At 65.4% G+C, this 19,374-nt stretch carries 21 protein-coding genes; 8 read left to right on the top strand and 13 right to left on the bottom strand.

Annotation, left to right across the window (positions count from 1 at the left end; translation table 11 throughout):
* Positions 1-69: 69 nt before the first annotated feature.
* The 3 genes from VA599_RS04875 to VA599_RS04865 all read right to left on the bottom strand — a co-directional run bounded on the left by VA599_RS04875 (position 70) and on the right by VA599_RS04865 (position 2,411).
* Complete coding sequence (locus VA599_RS04875; protein ID WP_021475245.1) at positions 70-711, bottom strand: histidine phosphatase family protein; 642 nt, start codon at positions 709-711, stop codon at positions 70-72.
* A 20-nt stretch (positions 712-731) separates the two neighbouring features.
* A complete protein-coding gene (locus tag VA599_RS04870) occupies positions 732-2,081 on the bottom strand; it encodes a deoxyguanosinetriphosphate triphosphohydrolase (RefSeq protein ID WP_346787818.1) in 1,350 nt (449 codons plus the stop codon).
* A 108-nt stretch (positions 2,082-2,189) separates the two neighbouring features.
* A complete protein-coding gene (locus tag VA599_RS04865; RefSeq protein WP_221666071.1) occupies positions 2,190-2,411 on the bottom strand; it encodes a YMGG-like glycine zipper-containing protein in 222 nt (73 codons plus the stop codon).
* 247 nt (positions 2,412-2,658) lie between these two features.
* Here VA599_RS04865 and VA599_RS04860 point away from each other — a divergent pair, with 247 nt between their 5' ends.
* A complete protein-coding gene (locus tag VA599_RS04860) occupies positions 2,659-3,228 on the top strand; it encodes a lysophospholipid acyltransferase family protein (RefSeq protein ID WP_104947695.1) in 570 nt (189 codons plus the stop codon).
* Between the two features lie 60 nt (positions 3,229-3,288).
* Here VA599_RS04860 and VA599_RS04855 read toward each other — a convergent pair whose 3' ends face one another.
* On the bottom strand, positions 3,289-3,846 hold the full coding sequence (locus tag VA599_RS04855; protein WP_031295434.1) for a DUF1415 domain-containing protein: 558 nt from the start codon (positions 3,844-3,846) through the stop codon (positions 3,289-3,291).
* Between the two features lie 103 nt (positions 3,847-3,949).
* Positions 3,950-4,153: a cold-shock protein gene (locus VA599_RS04850; protein WP_021475250.1), complete on the bottom strand. Its 204-nt coding sequence runs from the start codon at positions 4,151-4,153 to the stop codon at positions 3,950-3,952.
* A gap of 302 nt (positions 4,154-4,455) precedes the next feature.
* Here VA599_RS04850 and VA599_RS04845 point away from each other — a divergent pair, with 302 nt between their 5' ends.
* Complete coding sequence (locus tag VA599_RS04845; protein WP_021475251.1) at positions 4,456-5,562, top strand: HD domain-containing phosphohydrolase; 1,107 nt, start codon at positions 4,456-4,458, stop codon at positions 5,560-5,562.
* Positions 5,563-5,571: 9 nt separating this feature from the next.
* Here the strand turns inward: VA599_RS04845 and VA599_RS04840 are convergent, their stop codons facing one another.
* Positions 5,572-6,417 carry a dienelactone hydrolase family protein gene (locus VA599_RS04840; protein WP_346787817.1) on the bottom strand — a complete coding sequence of 282 codons (846 nt, stop codon included), beginning with the start codon at positions 6,415-6,417 and terminating at the stop codon, positions 5,572-5,574.
* A gap of 190 nt (positions 6,418-6,607) precedes the next feature.
* Between VA599_RS04840 and VA599_RS04835 the strand changes: the two genes are divergently transcribed.
* On the top strand, positions 6,608-7,768 hold the full coding sequence (locus VA599_RS04835) for an HD-GYP domain-containing protein (protein WP_346787816.1): 1,161 nt from the start codon (positions 6,608-6,610) through the stop codon (positions 7,766-7,768).
* A 6-nt stretch (positions 7,769-7,774) separates the two neighbouring features.
* Here VA599_RS04835 and VA599_RS04830 read toward each other — a convergent pair whose 3' ends face one another.
* From VA599_RS04830 to yjgA, 5 genes are all read right to left on the bottom strand, one after another.
* Positions 7,775-8,350, bottom strand: coding sequence for a hypothetical protein (locus VA599_RS04830; RefSeq protein WP_346787815.1), 576 nt, complete (start codon positions 8,348-8,350; stop codon positions 7,775-7,777).
* Positions 8,351-8,369: 19 nt separating this feature from the next.
* Complete coding sequence (locus tag VA599_RS04825) at positions 8,370-8,882, bottom strand: PaaI family thioesterase (protein WP_346787814.1); 513 nt, start codon at positions 8,880-8,882, stop codon at positions 8,370-8,372.
* A gap of 70 nt (positions 8,883-8,952) precedes the next feature.
* Positions 8,953-9,912, bottom strand: coding sequence for a YheT family hydrolase (locus tag VA599_RS04820; protein ID WP_346787813.1), 960 nt, complete (start codon positions 9,910-9,912; stop codon positions 8,953-8,955).
* Positions 9,909-10,487, bottom strand: coding sequence for a molybdopterin adenylyltransferase (mog, locus tag VA599_RS04815; protein ID WP_021475257.1), 579 nt, complete (start codon positions 10,485-10,487; stop codon positions 9,909-9,911). Before mog ends, VA599_RS04820 begins: the two co-directional genes overlap by 4 nt.
* Positions 10,487-11,035, bottom strand: a complete 549-nt coding sequence (gene yjgA / locus VA599_RS04810; RefSeq protein ID WP_221667992.1) for a ribosome biogenesis factor YjgA — start codon at positions 11,033-11,035, stop codon at positions 10,487-10,489. Before yjgA ends, mog begins: the two co-directional genes overlap by 1 nt.
* An 82-nt stretch (positions 11,036-11,117) precedes the next feature.
* Between yjgA and pmbA the strand changes: the two genes are divergently transcribed.
* The 5 genes from pmbA to VA599_RS04785 all read left to right on the top strand — a co-directional run bounded on the left by pmbA (position 11,118) and on the right by VA599_RS04785 (position 15,905).
* Positions 11,118-12,461: a metalloprotease PmbA gene (gene pmbA, locus VA599_RS04805; protein ID WP_346787812.1), complete on the top strand. Its 1,344-nt coding sequence runs from the start codon at positions 11,118-11,120 to the stop codon at positions 12,459-12,461.
* The gene (gene alkB / locus VA599_RS04800) at positions 12,458-13,105 is read left to right on the top strand and encodes a DNA oxidative demethylase AlkB (protein ID WP_346787811.1); all 648 of its coding nucleotides are present in this window, start codon (positions 12,458-12,460) and stop codon (positions 13,103-13,105) included. Before pmbA ends, alkB begins: the two co-directional genes overlap by 4 nt.
* Positions 13,106-13,108: 3 nt before the next feature.
* Positions 13,109-14,002, top strand: a complete 894-nt coding sequence (locus tag VA599_RS04795) for a DNA-3-methyladenine glycosylase family protein (protein WP_346787810.1) — start codon at positions 13,109-13,111, stop codon at positions 14,000-14,002.
* A 176-nt stretch (positions 14,003-14,178) separates the two neighbouring features.
* Positions 14,179-15,318: a patatin-like phospholipase family protein gene (locus tag VA599_RS04790; protein ID WP_031295437.1), complete on the top strand. Its 1,140-nt coding sequence runs from the start codon at positions 14,179-14,181 to the stop codon at positions 15,316-15,318.
* A gap of 89 nt (positions 15,319-15,407) precedes the next feature.
* Positions 15,408-15,905 (top strand): disulfide bond formation protein B, encoded by a 498-nt coding sequence (locus VA599_RS04785; protein WP_046167135.1) that lies wholly within the window; start codon positions 15,408-15,410, stop codon positions 15,903-15,905.
* Positions 15,906-15,920: 15 nt separating this feature from the next.
* Here the strand turns inward: VA599_RS04785 and VA599_RS04780 are convergent, their stop codons facing one another.
* Both VA599_RS04780 and VA599_RS04775 read right to left on the bottom strand, forming a co-directional pair.
* Positions 15,921-17,594, bottom strand: a complete 1,674-nt coding sequence (locus tag VA599_RS04780; RefSeq protein ID WP_346787809.1) for a CHASE2 domain-containing protein — start codon at positions 17,592-17,594, stop codon at positions 15,921-15,923.
* A gap of 9 nt (positions 17,595-17,603) precedes the next feature.
* Positions 17,604-19,136: a FecR family protein gene (locus VA599_RS04775; RefSeq protein WP_346787808.1), complete on the bottom strand. Its 1,533-nt coding sequence runs from the start codon at positions 19,134-19,136 to the stop codon at positions 17,604-17,606.
* Positions 19,137-19,374: the final 238 nt, after the last annotated feature.

The raw sequence follows: 19,374 nt of genomic DNA, 5'->3' as shown, positions 1-19,374 counted from the left end.
AATTCTCGCCGGCGCGTGGAGGCGTGTCCAGGGCGGCGTGCGCCGCCTCGGATGCGCGCCGCGGCGGGGTTACTGGATTTCGTCCAGCGCGCTGCTGAGGTGGGATTCGTCGGCCCAGCGGCGCAGCGTCCAACCGCCGTCCTGATAGTCCAGCCAGTTCAGCGCGGCGTTGGGAATGGGGAAGTCGCGCTTGTCTTCCAATGGTTTGGACGTGGCGGCGCGGTAGATGATGTCCAGCACGCCGCCGTGGGTGACGATCAGCACGTTTTCGCCGGGATGCAGCGCGGCGATGCTGGCCAGGCCATCTAGAATGCGGGCGCGGAAACGGCGCAGGCTTTCGCCGCCTTCCAGGTCGAAGTCGGGATCCCGCGCCTGGTGCTGGCGGTAGAGGTCGGGAATTTGTTCGGCCGCTTCCGCATAGGTAAGGCCCTGCAGCGCGCCCATATGGCGCTCGCGCAGCTGCGGCGTGTAGTGGGCGTTGAGTTGCAGCCGGGTTTGCAGCGGAGCGGAAGTTTGCCGGGTGCGGATCAGGTCGCTGACGTACAGCGCCTGGAAGGCGTGGTCGGGCCGGAAGGCCTGGGCCAGCTGGCTGGCCTGTTCCAGGCCGGCGTGGTTGAGGGGGATGTCGGTATGGCCTTGCAGCCGGTATTCGCGGTTCCAGTCGGTTTCGCCGTGGCGAACCAGGCAGAAGCGGGTAACGGGCTGAGTCATTGTCGCCTTTCTTCGAGTATCTACAGAATGCCGACGCCGGACAGTTCGCGCGCCAGGTTGGCGGCGTAGTTGTCGGTCATGGCGCCGACGAAGTCCAGAACCTTCATATAGGCCTGGTATAGGCTGTCGTCTGTTTGAATATGGCCTTCCAGCAGGCCCATCGCCAGGTGCTCGCGCGGGGTGAGTTCCTTGTCGTCCTTGGTGACGGAAGCGTGCACCGCCGGCACCAACACGTTGAGGATGGTGGCGATGCAGGGGTAGGAGGCCAGCTCGGTCACCAGCTTGGTGCGATGGCGGTATACCTTGTGGCTGGCCAGCTCCTTGGCTTGCAGCAGCGCATCCTGCACGGCGGGATCGCACAGATTGATCAGGTCTTTGGCCGGAAACTCGCCGCGCAGCAGCGAGGGATGGTGCATCATGAATTTTTCCGCCACCTCGGTCACGCAGCGGCCGATGGCCACGCCGCGCAGCGTGCCGCATTTTTGGCGGACATCGTGCATGCCCCATACGCGTTCGTGTTCGGAGAAGCCGGAGAACAGGGTTTCGAATTCCTTGAAGTCAAGAATGCCGATTTCCACCGCGTCTTCCAGGTCCAGAATCGCGTAGCAGATGTCGTCGGCCGCCTCCATCAGATAGGACAGCGGGTGGCGGCTCCACTGCAGCGGACCGTGGCGCAGCAGGCCTAGCTCCTCGGCCACCCGTTCGAAATACGGCAACTCGGTGCGGTAGATGTTGAACTTGTCGCGCTCGTAAGCCGACGGCGCGTCGGCGGTCCACGGATATTTGATCAGCGTGCCCAGCGCGGCGGAGGTGAGGCGCATGCCGCCTTCGCCGCTGTACATTTCCAGCGTGGCCAGCATGCGCAGGCCGTGCGCGTTGCCTTCGTAGGTTTGCACGTCGCGGATTTCCGCCGCCGACAGGCTGTTCAACCAATGCGCGTTGCGCTCGTCGCGGAACCAGTCGCGCAGCGCGTACTCGCCGGTATGGCCAAAGGGCGGGTTGCCGATGTCGTGCGCCAGGCAGGCCACCTGCACCACGGCGCCGATGTCGTGCGGCGTGTAGCCGGCCGGCAGCAGGCCGTCGTGTTCCAGCATCACGCCCACGCGGTTGCCCAGGCTGCGGCCGACGCTGGCCACCTCCACGCTGTGGGTCAGGCGGTTATGGGTGTGGTCGTGGCGGGCCAGCGGGTGCACCTGGGTTTTGCGGCCCAGTCGGCGGAAGGCGCTGGAGAACACCACCCGGTCGTGGTCGATGTGGAAGTCGGTGCGCAGGCCGGAGCCGCCTTCCTGGGTGGCCGGGGTCCGGGTTTCCCTCACTTCGTTCTGGATGATCTTGAAACGGCGGGTGGAGAGCAGGCTCTCCCAGTTCATGGTTTGGCTCATGGCTTGGCCCGGTGTGGATTCCATCAGGATGATAGGGGCGCGGGCCTTAAAACAAAAGAGCCAGCGCTTGAGCTGGCTCTCGATGTGCGCCTGGGCTTAGTGACGGCCGGTCTGGTGGCCTATCACGCCGCCGACGGCTGCGCCGCCGATGGTGCCGAGCGCGTCGCCGCCGGTAAGCACGGAGCCGAGCACCGCGCCGCCGACGGCGCCGATGGCGGTATTCTGTTGGCGATGCGACATATTGGCGCAGCCGGAGAGCGTGGCGATGGCGATCAGTCCGGCGGCGGCGAGTTTCAGGCTGGTCTTGGCAGTGTTCATTATCAAGGTCCTACTAGGGGTGAGATATAGGTTTTGGGCAGCTGTCGGCGACGACAGTTCCATTAAGTATGTTACTGATTGTTATAGGTTGATGCGGGCGGCGGCGGGAGGTTTGCGCTATGTTCTTTACTGTTAGTGTTTGATTTAGTACATTCAGCGCCTTCCACGTGTTTGGCGCTGTCCCGACGCAGGGCTGCGCCATATGCCGCCCTTGCGCGCGGAACCGCGCCGTTGCAACAGGGCAGCCATGCATTTCACCATTTTCGATACCCCAATCGTCCGCGATCTGTTTCGCTGGCTGTCCATCGTCATGCTCAAGCTGTGCGGCTGGAAGCTGAGGGGAGAGTTTCCCGCGTTGGGCAAGTACGTGATGATAGGCGCGCCGCATACCAGCAATTGGGATTTTCCGATCACGCTGGGCCTGTGCTTCGCCGCCCGCGCCAAGATCTACTGGATGGGAAAGCACACGCTGTTCAAGGGCCCGATGGGGCCGGTGATGCGCTGGCTGGGCGGCGTGCCGGTGATGCGGCATCAGAACAATTCGCTGGTACAGCAGATGGTGGACGTGTTTCAGCGCAGCGACAGGCTGGTGCTGGCGATTCCGCCGGAAGGCACGCGCAAGGCGGTAAAGGAGTGGAAGACCGGTTTTTACCACATCGCCTGCGGCGCGGGCGTGCCGATCGCGCTGGCCTATCTGGACTATGGGCGCAAGGAGGGCGGTTTCGGGCCGTTGTTCCAGCCTAGCGGCGATATCGCCGCGGACATGCCCAGAATCCAGGCCTTCTATGCGGACAAGCAAGGCCGTCATCCGCGTTGAGGCGGGGGCGCAAACGACAAAGCGCAGCCATGGGCTGCGCTTTTTGTTTTGCGGAGCGTCTTACTCGGATGGCTTGGGCGCGAACATTGCTTTCCAGCCGGCCAGGCCCAGCGTTTGCAGCGTTTCGATATTGCGCTCGTAGATAGCTTCGGCTTCCGGAAACGCCTCCACCGCGCGGTCTATGCTGGCTTCGCGGATCAGATGCAGCGTTGGATAGGGCGAGCGGTTGGTGTAGTTGTCGATATCGTTGACGCCGGTGCCGTCGAACTGGAATTTGGGGTGGAAGCTGGCCACCTGGATCACGCCGTCCAGACCCAGGTCTTCGACGATGGCGTCGGCTATGTCCAGGAATTCATTGAAATCCAGGAAGCGGGCCAGCGTATTCGGGTGCACCAGCAGCGTGGTGTCTATTTCCTGCGGGTCGGTGTCGGCCAGCAGCTTCAGCTCGGCGGCCAGCTCTTCAGCCAGTTGTTGCGGATTGGCGGCCTCGCTGACCTGGATGCGCACCTGGTTCTTCACGTACACGGACTTGGCGAACGGGCACAGGTTGAGGCCGATCACGGCTTTCTCCACCCATTCGCGGGTGGCGGCGATCACGGTTTCGTGGTTGTCGGACATGCGGGCTCCGATGGCGATGGCGCGAATTTTCTCGATCAGAATGCAAAAAACCCGGACGAATCCGGGTTTTCTCATCACGACCAAATGATCTCTACGAGAGAGATTAGATGGGCTGGATGTTGGAGGCTTGCTTGCCCTTCGGACCTTCGACGATGTCGAAGCTCACGCGCTGTTGCTCGGACAGGGAGCGGAAGCCCTTGGCGTTGATCTGGGAGAAGTGAGCGAATACGTCGTCGCCGCCTTCGTCCGGGGTGATGAAGCCAAAGCCTTTGGAGTCGTTAAACCACTTAACAATGCCGGTTGCCATTTTGTTAAATTCCTCAAAACGAGCAGTTGAATAAAAGGCACGAAGATCAAGGGAAATGGCGACTGAGGTACGGCTATTGCCACTACGACAACTACACATCACACAACTTGAGCATCCTGCGGGGGGAATATTGCCTCTAGTTGCACGCCATGGCAAGCGTTTTCTGCAGGCGTGATCTGTTTTTACGAATAATTCAATACGTTTGGACAGGATGTTTACATTGAAGGGCGTTGCGCGTGTCGGGATGCGTAGCGGCCATGCTTGCATATACTGGATAAAACGCCAATCCGAAGGGGTTCCATATGGCCACGCAGCAACTGATGCCGGAAATCATCGATCCTATTGCGTTCCAGGACTTTCGCGACGCAGTGTCCGATTACGCGCCGCAGCTCGAACAGTTGGTCTGCCAACTGGAGGACGGCAGCGGCAATGGGGAGAAAATCGCGCAGTTGTTCCGCATCCTGCACAGCATCAAGGGCGACGCCAGCCTGTGTCAGGTGCACTTTGTAGAGCCTTATATGCATGTGCTGGAGCATTTGCTGGACCGGGTCCGGCGCAAGGAGCTGCCATATCTGGACGTGCTGGGCGATGTGCTGCTGCTTGTGATGGACCGGCTGGTGCTGATGCTGGACGCGGTCGCGGACGATGCCCCCTTGGATGATTTGCGGATGGACGCCTTGCGGATGAGGCTGGACCCTTTGCTGGACAAGAGTGCGGAGGAGCTGCCGCAGGCCTGCGCCTGGCTGGTGGCCAGCATGATGGGGCATCCGCCCGTTGTCGCGCAGGCGGCCGCCGAACAAACTGGGACGCATGGCGGCCATCGATTTGCCGACCTGCAGTTTTTCCGGTCTCTGGCGGTACAGCTGGAACATCGTCTGCCAGCCTATGCCGGCCGCACCGAGCGCAACCTGGCGCTTGCGCTGGAAACCAATCGCCTGGCCAAGCAGCCATTGCCGATGGAGCAATTGGCAGCCGCCATCTATATGCACGATATCGGCATGATGCTGCTGCCGGAGTCGATGTGGTTGAAAGCCGGTCAGCTGAGCGATGAGGAACGGCGTGATATGTCCGCGCATCCGGGTTGGGCGGCGGGGCTGCTGGAGCGCATGCCGGGTTGGGAGGAGGCGGCGGCGATGGTGGCTCAGCACCATGAGCGTCCGGACGGCAGCGGCTATCCGGACGGGCTGCGTGACGGCGCCATCTGTTCTGGCGCTTGCGTGCTGGCGCTGGTGGATGCGTTCGAGTCGGTGATGCTCAAGCACGCCCAGCAAGGCCAGCGCCGCTCGATGCTGCGGGCGGTGGCCGAGCTGAACGCGTCGGAGCGGCAGTTCGATCCCTACTGGCTGCAGCTGTTCAACCAGGTGGTGCGCACCCGGCTGGAGCTGGGCAATGTGGTCGGCGGCGCGTAGCCAGCCGGCTCAACGCGCGCCATGGCGGGCGAACCAGTCCAGCATCCTGCGCCAGGCGTCCTGGGCATCCCGCGGGTGGTAGCTGGGGCGATAGTCGGCGTTGAAACCGTGGCCGGCATCGGGGTAGACGACGATCTCGCTGTCCTTGCCGGCGGCGCGCAGCGCGGCTTTCATTTTCTCCACGCCGGCGAGCGGGATGCTCTGGTCCTGTCCGCCGTACAGTCCAAGAACCGGCGCCTTCAACTCGCCGACGATGTCCAGCGGCTGGCGCGGCGCATTGGCGCTTGCCGGTCCCTCCAGCTTGCCATACCAGGCCGCGGCCGCCTTCAACAGCGGGTTGTGCGCGGCGTAGAGCCAGGTTTGGCGCCCGCCCCAGCAGAAACCGGTGACGGCCGCGCGCTTGAGGTCGGCGCCGTGCGCGCCGGCCCAGCGCCAGGTGGCGTCCAGATCGTTCATCACCTCGCCGTCCGGCACCTTGGAGACGATGTCGCGCAACAGGCTGTCGATGTCCGGCGCTTGCGCCGGATTGCCGTGGCGGAAATACAGTTCCGGCGCCACGGCCAGGTAGCCTTGCTTGGCCAGCCGGCGGCACAAGTCCTGGATATGCTCGTGCACGCCGAAGATTTCCTGGATCACGATCACCAGCGGCCAGGGGCCGTTGCCTTCGGCCGGACGGGCGTAGTAGCCGGGCATCGTTCCCTTGCCGGTGTCGATGTCCGGATGGCCGGTTTGCAATTGCCGGCTGTCGGTGAGGATGGTGCTGGCGGCGATGGGTTGCACGGCCAGTGCGAAACCCAGGCTGCCCGCGCCGGCGAGAAAGCTGCGGCGGGGAAGGGGTGCGCTGTTGTCGCTCATGTCGAGATGACTCCTTTATCGGGGCGGGGACTGGTGTCCGCGCCGATTTTCGATAAAATTTGAATAAACACTGGTAGCTGCTCTAAGTAGAACTAACAAAATCGGCAATGCGTCCAAGCATCAGGACACCCTTGGGCGATTTTTGAAGCGATGGCCGGCAAGGTGTCGGCGCAACTGATGCAAGTGGAATATGACGGATTCGTCTGCAAAGGTAAAACTGCCGCGCAATTTTCTCCGCGCCGGCCAGCAAGCTCCGGTCGATGTGTACGCCAAGAACGGCGTGCTGCTGCTGAAGCGAGGTCTGTATGTGCTGACCGAGGAGCAGCGCGACCGCCTGGCGCAGCTGGGGCATGGCGAAAGCGAAGAAGTGGCGGCCAAGCTTGAGCGCGAGCGGCTGGAACGGGCCGCCCAGCGCGAGAAAGAGGCTGATCAGCAGCGCAACAGCGCCAACCCGCTGCAGGAGATGGCCTTCTTGCTGCGGCGGGCCGAGGGCGTGTTGCAGCATGGACTGGCGGTGCGGGACCTGGCCGGCAGCCTGCTGGGCATGGCCGAAGGGTTGCTGGCGCTCAGCCGCCGCCACCCGGACGGCGTGCTGGCCAGCGTGTTTTTGTTGCCGTTCCAATGCATAGGCAGCGCGCAGAGCGTGCACGTGGCCGCGGTGCTGGCGGTATTGGGGCGGCGGCTGGGGTTGTCCGACGCCGAGTTGCGGCCGATGCTGGGCGCGGCCCTGAGCATGAATCTCGCCGTCACCGGACTGCTCAACCAACTGGCGGCGCAGAGCGCGCCGATGGATCTGGCGCAGCAGGAGGCGATGTTCGCCCACCCGGCGCTGGGCTCGGCCATGCTGCGGGAGGCGGGTGTCGACGACGAATACTGGCATCTGCTGGTACAGCAGCAACATGAGCAGCAGGACGGCAGCGGCTATCCGCAGGGTCTGGCGGGAGACGAGATCGAAACCGACGCCCTGCTGCTGCAGATGGTGGATCTGGTGTGCGGCTGCGTGCACAACCCGCAGCCTCAGTTGCCGGCGCTGGTGCTGGGCAGCCTGTTCCGCGGCGAGCTGGGCGGTTTTCCGCCGCAGCATGTGTCCTTGCTGGTGAAGGAGATGGGCATCTATCCGCCCGGCAGCTTCGTGCGGCTGGCCAGCAACGAGGTGGCGGTGGTGACCCACCGCGGCGACAAGGCCAACACGCCCAAGGTGGCGGCGCTGCGCAAGCTGGATGGCCCGCCTTATGCCGACCCCCTGCTGCGCGACAGCCGCCAGTCGGCCTACCATGTGATGGAGCCGGTCAGCGCGGCGGTGGCGGCGGTCAAGCCCGCCTATCTGTACAAGCTGTGGTACAAGCCCTGAATCGCTTTATGGCCGGGCCGCCGCCGGCATCGCCAGCGGGCGGATCTTCACCTGGCTCAGGTCCTTGATCTTCCATACCCGCCGCATGTGGCCGAAGTCGCGCCGCTGCTCGTCGGACAGCTTCACTTCCGGCAGGAAGGACATTTCCACCTGCACCTGCCCCAGATAGACCGTTTCGCCCTCATCCAGATGGAAGGGGGTGTTCAGCCGAAACTGCTTCATCTGCAGATTGGACCCGAAAACGCCGTCGTCCACCCAGTGGCCCCACGCGCCGGAAACGCGGTAGTCGCCCGGGGGCAGCGCCATCAGCACCAGCTTGCCCTCCGCCGGCGACATGCCTTCCTCGCCGAACACCGTGTCTGTGATCAGGCTGGCGATGTCCTGGGCCGCCACGCGGCCGCCGGCGTCGCTGACTGTCAGGCCGATGGTGGCGCGGTCGGGGTCGAATGCCTTGCCGGTCAGCGAGACGATGGCATATGCCTGGCCCGGCGGCGGCGTCAGCGAGCCTTTGAGGCGGTCGGCCATGGTGGAGCAACCGGTCAGCAAGGCGAATGCGAAGCACAATAAGGCGGAGCGGAGCATGGTTCCTTCCTTTTGCCGATCAGCCGGCCGGGGCGTCGAAGATCATGCAGGTGGTGGTGGCATGGGCGTACAGCTTGCCGGCCTCGTCCTGCAGCCGCGCCTCCGCGGTAGCCATGCGGCCGCCGGCGTGGATGACCTGGCCGCAGCACAGCAGCTTGCCGTGGCGGGGCTGGACGGCGCGCACGAAATTCACTTTCAATTCCAGCGTAGTGTAGCCCTTGCCGCGCGGCAGCAGCGAGTGGACGCTGCAACCCATCGCGGAATCCAGCAGCGTGCTGATCACGCCGCCGTGGACGCTGCCTATCGGGTTGAAATGGGATTCGTGCGGAACGAAGGCGAATTCCACTTCGCCTTCCGCGGCGCGGACGAAATCGAAGCCAAGCAGCTTCATCACCGGAGGCGGCGGGATGCGGCCGGACTCCATTTCCCGCAGGTATTCCAGGCCGCTGAGCGTCTGGGCGGCGCGGGCGCCTATCATCGGATCGTCCCACTGGATGGTGAGGCTGCGCTCGGCGGTGTCTGGGCTCGGCATGGAAAATTCCCCCTGGTGGCAAGTCCTCAAACTTGCCATTCAGGCGGCGGGATCGTCAATGCCTATGACGTTAGGACGATGCGGCCCTCAGATGCGGCGCGATGAATTCCAGCAGCCGTTGCGGCAGCCAGTCTATGCGGCCCGGGAAGGGGCCGGTGGCGAAGCCGACGTGGCCGCCGTCCTTGGGGAAGTCCAGCGTCACCGCAGGCGATACCTGGCTGGGGTCCGGCAGCGCGCTTTCCGGCAGAAAGGGGTCGTTGCGGGCGTTCAGCACCAGGGTGGGGCGGACGATCTGGCCGAGCCGGGGCTTGCTGCTGGCCTGGGTCCAGTAGTTGAGCGCGGTGCCGAAACCGTGGATGGGGGCGGTGACCAGGTTGTCGAACTCGATGAAGGTGCGCGCGCGGCTTAGCCTGGCGCCGTCGAACAGGCCCGGATGGCGTTGTAGCGACGCCATCGCCTTGGGCTTGAGCGTGTCCATGAACATCCGGGTGTACAGCAGCTTGCCCAGGCCGCGGTCCAGCCGGGTGCTGGCGGCCACCAGGTCCAGCGGCGCGGACACCGCGGCGGCGGCTTGCGGCAGCGCGGCTTCGCCGTCGTCGGCCAGGTAATTGAGTAGCATGCTGCCGCCGAGCGACACGCCGACGGCGGCGATGGCGGCGAAGCGGCCGGACAGCCGCTGCAAGATCCAGCGCACCTCGGCGGCGTCGCCGGCGTGGTAGGCGCGCGGCAGCGGGTTGTCCACGCCGCCGCAGCCGCGGAAATGCGATACCGCGCCGTGCCAGCCGCGCGAGGCCACCGCCTGCATCAGCGCCTTGGCGTAGTGGCTGGCGCTGCTGCCCTCCAGGCCGTGGAACAGCACCACCAGCGGCGCGCCGGGCTGGCCGTCGACGAAGTCCAGCGCGATGCGCGCGCCGTCCGGCGTGTCCCACAGCTCGCGGCGGTAGGACGGGGCGTCCTGCTTGACGGCCAGCGCCGGCCAGATGGTCTGGGCGTGGCCGCCTCGCAGCCAGCGCGGAGCGCGGTAGCTCATGGCGTCGGCTTGATGGCGGACTTGGGCCGGAAGGCCTTCACCACCGATTCGTCGGTTTCGATGTAGGGCGCGCCTATCAGGTCCAGGCAGTAGGGCACGGCGGCGAAGATGCCGGGCACTTCCACCTTGCCGTCCGCGCCGCGCAGGCCCTCCAGCGTTTCCTGGATGGCCTTGGGCTGTCCGGGCAGATTCAGGATCAGGCTCTGTTTGCGGATCACGCCCGTCTGGCGCGACAGGATGGCGGTGGGGACGAAGCGCAGGCTGATCTGGCGCATCTGCTCGCCGAAGCCGGGCATCACGCGGTCGGCCACCGCCAGCGTGGCGTCCGGCGTCACGTCGCGCGGGGCTGGGCCGGTGCCGCCGGTGGTCAGCACCAACTGGCAGCCTTCGTCGTCGACCAGCGCTTTGAGCGCGGCTTCGATGCCGGGCTGCTCGTCAGGGATCAGCCGGCTCGCCGTTTCGAACGGCGTGGCTATGGCGCGGGACAGCCAGTCCCGCAGCGCGGGCAGGCCCTTGTCCTCGTAGACGCCCTGGCTCGCGCGGTCGGAAATGGAAACCAGGCCTATCTTCAGCATCACTCGTCGTCCTCTTCCTCATCCTTTTGCCAGATGCGCGGCTTGCCCGGCTCGGGGATTTGCTCCTTGATCAACTGGTACAGCTGGCGGAAGGCCTTGGGCGGCTTGTTGTCCTGCTTTTCCTTGCGCGATTGGCGCACCAGCGAATGCAGCTGCTTGGGGTCGGTCTCGGGGAAGCTCTGCAGGAACAGCGGCTGGTTGGCGTCGTCGGCCATCAGCTTGTCGCGCCAGCGCTCCAGCAGCTTCTGCCAGGCGATGTGCTCGGACGATTCGCCCTTGAGGATCTGCAGGTATTGCTGGATCGGCTCGGGATCGACATTGCGCATCAGCTTGCCGATGTATTGCAGTTGGCGGCGGATGGCGCCGTGCGCGCTCAGGCGCTTGTATTCCAGCAGCGCGGAGAGCAAATCCTCCGGCAGCGCCATTTTCTTCAGCGTATCCTTGGACAGCTCGACCAGTTCGCTACCCAGATCCTGCAGCGCGTCCATGTCGCGCTTGCGCTGGGACTTGCTGACGAAACCATCGTCGTCGTTCTGGTGGTCGGTCATTGTTGCTAGGTCTCACTCGGTTTTCAAGGCTGGTATGATACCGGAAAAGGCCGCCGGCCGTTTCCACGTTCCGAAAGATACTATGGCAGATAAGACATTCAGTTTCAGTCCCGATACCTTGAGCGGGATCGCCGGCCGCGTGCTCGAGCTGGCGCGCCAGCAAGGCGCCAGCGCGGCCGAGGCCGATGTTTCCGAGGGCGTCGGCCAGACGGTGAGCGTGCGCCTGTCCGAAGTGGAAACCATAGAATACAACCAGGACAAGGGCGTCAGCGTCACGGTCTACCTGGGCAAGAAAAAAGGCCACGCCAGCACGTCCGATTTTTCCGACGAGGCGCTGTCCGACACCGTGCGCGCCGCGCTGGACATCGCCCGCTACACGGCCGAGGACGATTGCGCCGGCCTGGCCGATCCGCAACTGCTGGCCGACGATCTGCCGGACCTTGACCTGTTCCACCCCTGGCAGCTGCCGGTGGAAGAGGCGATCGAGCTGGCGCGCCGCTGCGAGGACGCCGCGCGCGCGGTGGATGCCCGCATCCGCAATTCCGAGGGCGCCAGCGTGTCCGCCCAGGCCAACCAGTTCGTCTACGCCAACAGCAACGGCTTCAGCGGCGGTTTCGCCGGCAGCCGCCACAGCCTGTCGGCCGCGGTGGTGGCCGAGCAGGACGGCGTGATGCAGCGCGACTACTGGTACTCCGCCGCCCGCCATCAGAACGATCTGGCGCCGGTGGAGGAGATCGGCCGCATCGCCGGCGAGCGCGCGGTGCGCCGCCTGGGCGGGAGGCGGGTCAAGACCGGCCAGTACCCGGTGCTGTTCGAGGCGCCGGTGGCGATGTCGCTGCTGGGCCACCTGGCCGCGGCGATCAGCGGCGGCAATCTGTACCGCAAGTCGTCCTTCCTGCTGGACGCGCTGGGCAAGCCGGTGATGGCGTCCAAGGTGACGATAGACGAAGATCCGTTCCTGCTGCGCGGGCTGGCCAGCAGCGCTTTCGACAGCGAGGGCGTGGCGACGCAGTCGCGCCGCCTGGTGGACGGCGGCGTGCTGCAGGGGTATTTCCTGAGCAGCTACTCGGCGCGCAAGCTGGGCATGCAGACCACCGGCAACTCCGGCGGCGCGCACAATCTGGTGGTGCACTCCACCGGGGAAAGCTTCGCCGAGTTGCTGGGCCAGATGGGCAATGGCCTGTTGGTGACCGAGCTGCTGGGCCAGGGCGTCAACACCGTGACCGGCGACTACTCGCGCGGCGCGGCCGGTTTCTGGGTGGAAAACGGCGTGATCGCCTACCCGGTGGAGGAGATCACCATCGCCGGCAACCTGCGCGACATGTTCCTCAATATCGAAGCGATCGCCGACGACGTGCTGGATCGCGGCGGCCGCCGCATCGGCTCGGTGCTGGTCGGTGGCATGACGGTGGCCGGCGAGGAGTGAGCGGCAGCCTGTTCGCGCCGGACCAGGGGTCGTGGCTAGAGCCGCTGTCGGCCGGTACCGCGCTGCTGCACGGCTGGGTCCGCGCCGGCGAGGCGCGGCTGCTTGAGGCGGTGGAGGCGGTGCTGAGGCAGTCGCCGCCGCGCGGCATGGTCACGCCGGGCGGGCAGGCGATGTCGGTGGCCACCTCCAGCTGCGGCGACTGGGGCTGGGTGTCGGATCGCCGCGGCTACCGCTACTCCGCCGTCGATCCCGACAACGGCCAGCCCTGGCCGGCGATGCCCGATCTGCTGCGCGAGCTGGCGCGGGACGCGGCCGCCGAGGCGGGCTTCGCCGGCTTCGATCCCGATGCCTGCCTGATCAACTGCTACCTGCCCGGCGCCCGGATGGGCCTGCACCAGGACAAGGACGAGCGCGATTTCTCCGCGCCCATCGTCTCGGTGTCGCTGGGCCTGCCCGCGGTATTCCTGCTGGGCGGCCTGCGCCGCGCCGACAAGGCCGCCCGCATTCTGCTGCAGCATGGCGACGTGCTGGTGTGGGGCGGGCCGGACCGGATGCGCTTCCATGGCGTGCAGCCGGTCCAGCCTGGCATCCACCCGCTGCTGGGCGGACGCCGCATCAATCTCACTTTTCGCAAGGCCCGCTGATCCATGTCCGTCATTCATTGCGATATCGCGCTGCCGGCCGGCTTCCGTCCGCAGGACATCCTGGCTTTCCACCGCCGCGACGGCGAGCGGCTGGCCGAGCAGGTGGACGACGACGGTTTGAAGAAAGGCTTGCTGTGGCAAGGCCTGCCGGCCTGTCTCGATCTGCGCTTCCATTCCGGCCGGGCCGTTCTGAAGCTGGATGCGGACGGAGGAGGGGGGGATATCGGCGAGCTGGAGCGCATGGGCCGGCGCATGCTGGGTCTGAATCAGCCGGTGGAGGCGTTCGAGCGCCAATACCGCGGCCATCCGCAATTGGGCGGCCTGATCGCCGCGCGCGCGGGCCTCCGGGTGCCGCAGACGGCGACACCGTTCGAGGCGCTGGCCTGGGCGATCACCGGCCAACAGATCAGCGTGGCCGCGGCGGTGACGATACGCCGGCGCATGCTGCTGCTGTGCGATTGCCGCCATTCCTCCGGCCTGCTGTGCCACCCGGATGCGGAGCGGCTGGCGGCGCTGACGGCCGATCAGTTGGGCGAGGCCGGCTTCTCGCGCGCCAAGAGCCGCGCCATGCTGGCCTTGAGCCAGGCCGCGGCGAATGGCGAGCTGCCGCTGGATGCCTGGCTGGACGGCGCGGCGGCGGAAGAAATCTCCGAACGGTTGCTGGCGGTGCCCGGCATCGGGCCGTGGACGGTCAGCTACGCCTTGCTGCGCGGCTATGGCTGGCTGGATGGCTCGCTGCATGGCGATGTCGCCGTGCGCAAGGCATTGGGCATGGTGCTGGGCGCTGCCGACAAGCCCGACCAGCGGCAGACGCAGGCCTGGCTGGAGGCATTCTCGCCATGGCGCGCGCTGGTGGCCGCGCATTTGTGGGCCTTGCTGCAGGCGGGAGGTTTCTGAGCGCCTGCTCGAGCGCCGCGCCGCTTGGGAGTCATCTTTCAAGCAGGCTCTTTCGCCGTTCGCAAGCCCCCGCGTTTTCGGCTGTTTCGTCCCTGTCTCGTTCTGGCGCTTGCGGTCGCTTCGTCTTTTTGACTATGTCTAAATAGAACTGACAAGGCGTTAAGAAAGAGACGAGCATGGGCGGACCGAGCAGAATCGGTTTGGTGCTGTCGGGCGGGGGCGCCCGCGCGGCCTACCAGGTGGGGGTGCTGCTGGGCATTGCCCGCTTGCTGCCGGACCCCCGGCACAATCCCTTTCCCATCATCTGCGGCACCTCGGCGGGGGCGATCAACGCAGTGGCGCTGGCGGCTGGAGCCGGCAATTTCCAACTGGCGGTGAATACGCTGGCCAAGGTGTGGAAGCATCTGCACATCGCCGATGTCTACGATGTCAGCGCCGGCTACTTCATCAAGACCTTCCTGCACTTCGGCGTGTCCCTGCTGAGCGCGGGCCAGGCCTGGAACAATCCGCAAAGCTTTCTCGACAACGCGCCGCTTCGCGACACGCTGGGGCGCTGGATGCCGTTCGAGGGCATCGCGCCTTCGATAGACTCCGGCGCGCTGCAGGCGCTGGCGCTGACCGCGTCCTGCTACACCACCGGCATGTCGGTCACCTTCTTCCAGGGGCAGGAGCACTTGGGCGAATGGATGCGCTATCAGCGCCTGGGCGTGCGCGAGCGGATAGGGCTGGACCATCTGATGGCGACGGCTGCGATTCCGCTGATCTTCCCCTCGGTGCGGATCGGAGAGAAGTTTTATTGCGACGGCGCGGTGCGCCAGCTGTCGCCGCTGTCGCCGGCGCTGCACCTGGGCGCTGAGAAGCTGTTCGTGGTGGGGCTGGCCAGCAAGCGGCCCGACACGATAGAGCGGCGCAATGTCGGCTCTTATCCGATGCCGGCCCAGATATTCGGCCATCTGCTCAACAGCGTGTTCATCGACAGCATGGCGGTGGACATGGAGCGTTTGACCCGCATCAACCATACGGTGTCGCTGTTGCAGAGCAGCGAGGAGCTGGCCCACCAGACTCAGCTCAAGAAGGTGGATATTTTCCAGCTCAATCCCAGCAAATCGCTGGAAGGCATCGTCTACCGCCACACCCATTTGTTCCCGGCCATGCTGCGTTTCATCATGCGCGGCACCGGCGCCACCCGGCAGCGCGGCACCGCGCTCGCCACCTATCTGTTGTTCGAGCCGGCCTATTGCCGCGAGCTGATCGCGCTGGGCTACCGCGACACCTTGCAGCAAAAGGACGCGATCCGGGAATTTTTGGAGCTGTGACGCCCGGAACTTTGCCTCGCCGCCCCAATCTCAGCTTTTCCGTTTACACTGCGTTCACTCACTGGACATAACAGGAAAGGTTAAGGGGGATGGGTTTGAATATCACGAACCGTCAGGGGTTCTTGCTGGTGGCGGCCGCCTGCGCCGGCGCCATGGGGTTTGCGCTGTTCGCGCAATACCAGCTTGGCCAGGAGCCGTGCCCGCTGTGCATCCTGCAGCGCATCGGCGTGATGGCGGTGGGCGCGCTGGCGCTGCTGGCGGCGCTGCACAATCCCGGCCGGACCGGCGCGCGGGTGTGGGGCGGCCTGGTGACGCTGGCCGGCCTGGCGGGCGCGGGCGTGTCGCTGCGCCAGTTGTGGCTGCAGAGCCTGCCGGCCGACCAGGTGCCGCAATGCGGCCCGGGCCTGGAATTCCTGATGGAATCCTTTCCCTTGTGGGATGTGTTGTCCAAGGTATTGAAGGGCAGCGGCGAGTGCGCGGAAATTCATGGCCGCTTCCTTGGCATGACCATGCCGTTCTGGGTGGCGGTGTTCTTCGCCGGCGTTATCGTCTGGACGCTGTGGCTGGTTGCCCGCCGCCGCCGTTGAACGCTTTCCGGACTCTCAATCCAGCAGCGCGGACGTCTCGTCCGCGCTTTTTTTTGCGTCGGCGTCGGATGAAAAGTAAAGGCTGGCGCGGTTGCGGCCGCCGCGTTTGGCTTCGTACAGCGCCTGGTCGGCTTGTTCGAACAGGGTGCGGGTGCTGTCGGCGGGGCCGGGGACGCAGGCGCGCACGCCTATGCTGCAGCTGATCTTGCCGAGCGGGCTGGCGGAGTGGGGCAGCTCCATCGCCGCCAGATGGCCGAGGAAGCGCTCGGCGGCGGACAGGGCTTGCGGCGCGTCGCCGGGCGTCAGCAGCACGCCGAACTCCTCGCCGCCCAGCCGGGTGGCCAATTGCCCTTTCTGGCGGAAACAGTCTTTGAGCGCCCGCGCCACTTTCTGCAGCGCTTCGTCGCCGGCGTAATGGCCGTAGTGGTCGTTGTATTTCTTGAAGTGGTCGATGTCGAGAATGAGCAGCGCCAGCGGCTTGCGCTTTTGCCGGCTTTGCTCGACGGCATGGCCGAACACTTCATCGAAGTGGCGGCGATTGTAGAGCCGGGTCAGGCCGTCGGTGAAGGCCAGCGAGAACAATTGGGCCTGGCCGCTGACGTAGCGCAGCGTGCCGCTGAGCAGCAGCAGGATGGCCACCACGCTGCCGCCGGCCCAAATTGAGGCGAAGTAGAGCAGCGCGGCCGACGACAGCAGCACGGCGCCCGAGGCCAGCGCGTAGCCGGCCAGCAGGCTGCGCGCGCGCACCCGGCGCGACAGCAGCCAGTCGCCCAGCCCCAGCAGCAGCGCGCCCAGCAGGCATTCCAATGGCAGCGGCATCGGCCGTATCTGCTGGTGGGTGAGCAGGCCGTGCACCATGTAGGCGTCTATTCCCACGCCGGACATGCCGGTGTTATTCGCCGAAACCGGGGTCGGCTGCTGGTTGCCCAGGCCATTGGCGGTCACGCCGATCAGCACGATGCTGTCTTCGAAGAACGAGGGCGGCAGCCGATTCAGCGCGTCGCTGTACGATACGGTGTGAAAGGGCTTGGGGCCGCTGCTGAACGGCACCATCACCAGGTCGCGCCGTTGCCAGGCCTGCCCGGGGCGGGGCGGCTGGGCTGGAGGGATGGCCTCTTTCTGGCCGTTGGCTACGGCGCAGACGGCGGCGGCGAAACTGGGGTAGCGCGGCGCGCCCAGGCCTGCCCGCAGATAGACGCGGCGTATGGTGCCGTCTTCGTCACGTTCGTAATCGGTGTGGCCGAGCGCGGCCATCGCCGATGCGATCGGCGGCAGCGGGCGGGTTTCCAGCAGCTGGCCGGCCTGCAATTCCGGAAACACCGGGCCGACCACCTTGCCGTTGCGGCGGATGGCTTCGGCGAGATGCTTGTCGGCTTCCGGATGGTCGCGCGAGGGTTCGGCGATGGCGATGTCGAAGCCGACAGCGCTGGCGCCGCCCAGCTTGTCCAGCAGCTGGGCGTGGTAGGCGCGTGGCCAGGGCCAGCGGCCCAGCTCGGACAAGCTCTTTTCGTCGATGGCGATGACGATGAGGTTCTGGTCCGGCGGGTGCAGCGGATTGGCCCGGGTCAGGCTGTCGTACAGCCAGAAATCCAGCCGGCCCAGCAGCTGGCTGGCGATGAGCAGCAGGCCGAGCAGGGCGAGCAGCAGGGGGATGCCCCTGCTGTAGCGGGAGATCTGGGTGGAGCGCATCGTATGATTTTACGGCAAAAGCAGCGCGGGATACCGTTCTTCGGCATGGTATCCGCCGTCGCCGTCCACCAGAATGGTGACGACGAAACGCCCGCTGGGCATGCGCAGCAGCGACCAGGCGGGCTCGTCGGCGCCCTGCTGCCAGATGATGCGGCCGGGCTCGTCCGGCCGGGCCAGTTGCAGCGTGTAGCGCGCCTTGGCCACCGGGTAACGGCGGGATTGCAGCTTGCGGTCGCCAGGCAGACCCATTTCATACCAGGCCTTGATTCTCAGTTCCTGAGTGTTGCCATAGGGGCCGGGTTGGTTCTTGTCATCCAGCGAGGCCAGCCGCCAGTACCATTTGCCCTTGTCGGGCAGATTGAGCGCGAAGGCATCCTGCTCCAGCCTGCCCTGGTACCAGATGTCGGCGAAGGCGGGGTCGCGGGCCACTTGCAGCCAGGCGGGATGTTCCGGGCTGGCGCTGCTGCCTACCCACAGCGTCTGCGCGCGCTGACTGGTCCGCTTGGCGTCGCTGAAGATCAGCGGCGGCAGCGGGCTGGCGGCCAGGGTGAAGCCGCGGCTGGCGTCGTAGCCTTCGATGCCTTGGGCGTTGCGAGCGCGAATGGTCAGCAAGTAGCGGCCATTTTGCGGGAGTTCGGGGTAGAAGCGCGCCATTTCCGTGCTGCGATTGTACAGTTGCTGCTGGGTCTGGGCGTCGGCCAGCGCAAGCTGATAGCCGGCTTCGCCGTTCTGCTTGTGCCATTCCAGCAGCGGAGGATTGAAGGGACTGACGGTGATCACGCCGTCCAGCGTGGGCGCCTTGGGCAGGGCTACCGATTGTTTGCCGCCGCTGCGGCCGCCGAATCCCGCGGGAATGTCCAGCTCTTCGCCGTCAGCCGCCAGATTGACCTTTCCGTGCAGCACTTCGGCCGCGGTGTCCTGGTCGTTCAGGCTGCGCACGCGGAACTCGGTGCCGCGCACCGTGGTCACCGCCGATGGGGTGTAGATCTGGTAACGGTTGGGCATCAGCTGCCTGGGCACCACGGCGTTGCTCGCCGAGCCGTGATCCAGCCGGTTTTGCGACTGGATGGCGCCGGTGGTGGGGTAGAACACCTGTTTGCCCAGCGTCAGCTTGCTGTTGGACCACAACTGCAGCATGGAGCCGTCTGCCATGCGCAATTTCAGCATGGCGTCCTTGCCGGTGGAAATCCGGCTGCCGGCCTGAAGGTGGAGGCCGGGCGCAGCCTTCAGCGGCTGTCCATCCGCATCCTGGACGTTGACGGCGCCGGACAGCGCTTCGATGGTGACCGACGATTCGTTTTGCCGGGTCCAGCTATAGGGAACGGCGAGCTGACTGCCGGGTGTCAGCCGGTAGGGATTGGCGATGCCGTTTTGTTGTTGCAGTTTCGGCACATAAGTAGGCGAAATCAGGTGCTTGGCCGCGAATGACCACAGGGTGTCGCCCGCCTGAACAGTGTATTGCCATGTGGCTTCTTCGCTGCCGCTGCCGGCCCAGGAGGCGTGGCTGCTCAGGCATAGCGCCAGCAGGGCTGTCTTGTTCATGTGAAATCTCTTGATATGAATTTTTAAAAGTCTGACAGTATTGCCAGCTATAAGGCATTTTGCAACCGCAACATGCGGATGGGCTGAAAAGGGGAGAGCGGTGGGGGTGCGCTGTGGCGGGAAATGCAAAAAAAGCAGCCTGGGGCTGCTTTTTTGCAAGATTGGCGGAGTGGACGGGACTCGAACCCGCGACCCCCGGCGTGACAGGCCGGTATTCTAACCAACTGAACTACCACTC

Origin of the sequence: Chromobacterium indicum (assembly GCF_039708975.1) — a bacterium.
Taxonomy (GTDB): domain Bacteria; phylum Pseudomonadota; class Gammaproteobacteria; order Burkholderiales; family Chromobacteriaceae; genus Chromobacterium; species Chromobacterium piscinae.
This window is presented reverse-complemented; position numbering and strand designations above follow the sequence as displayed.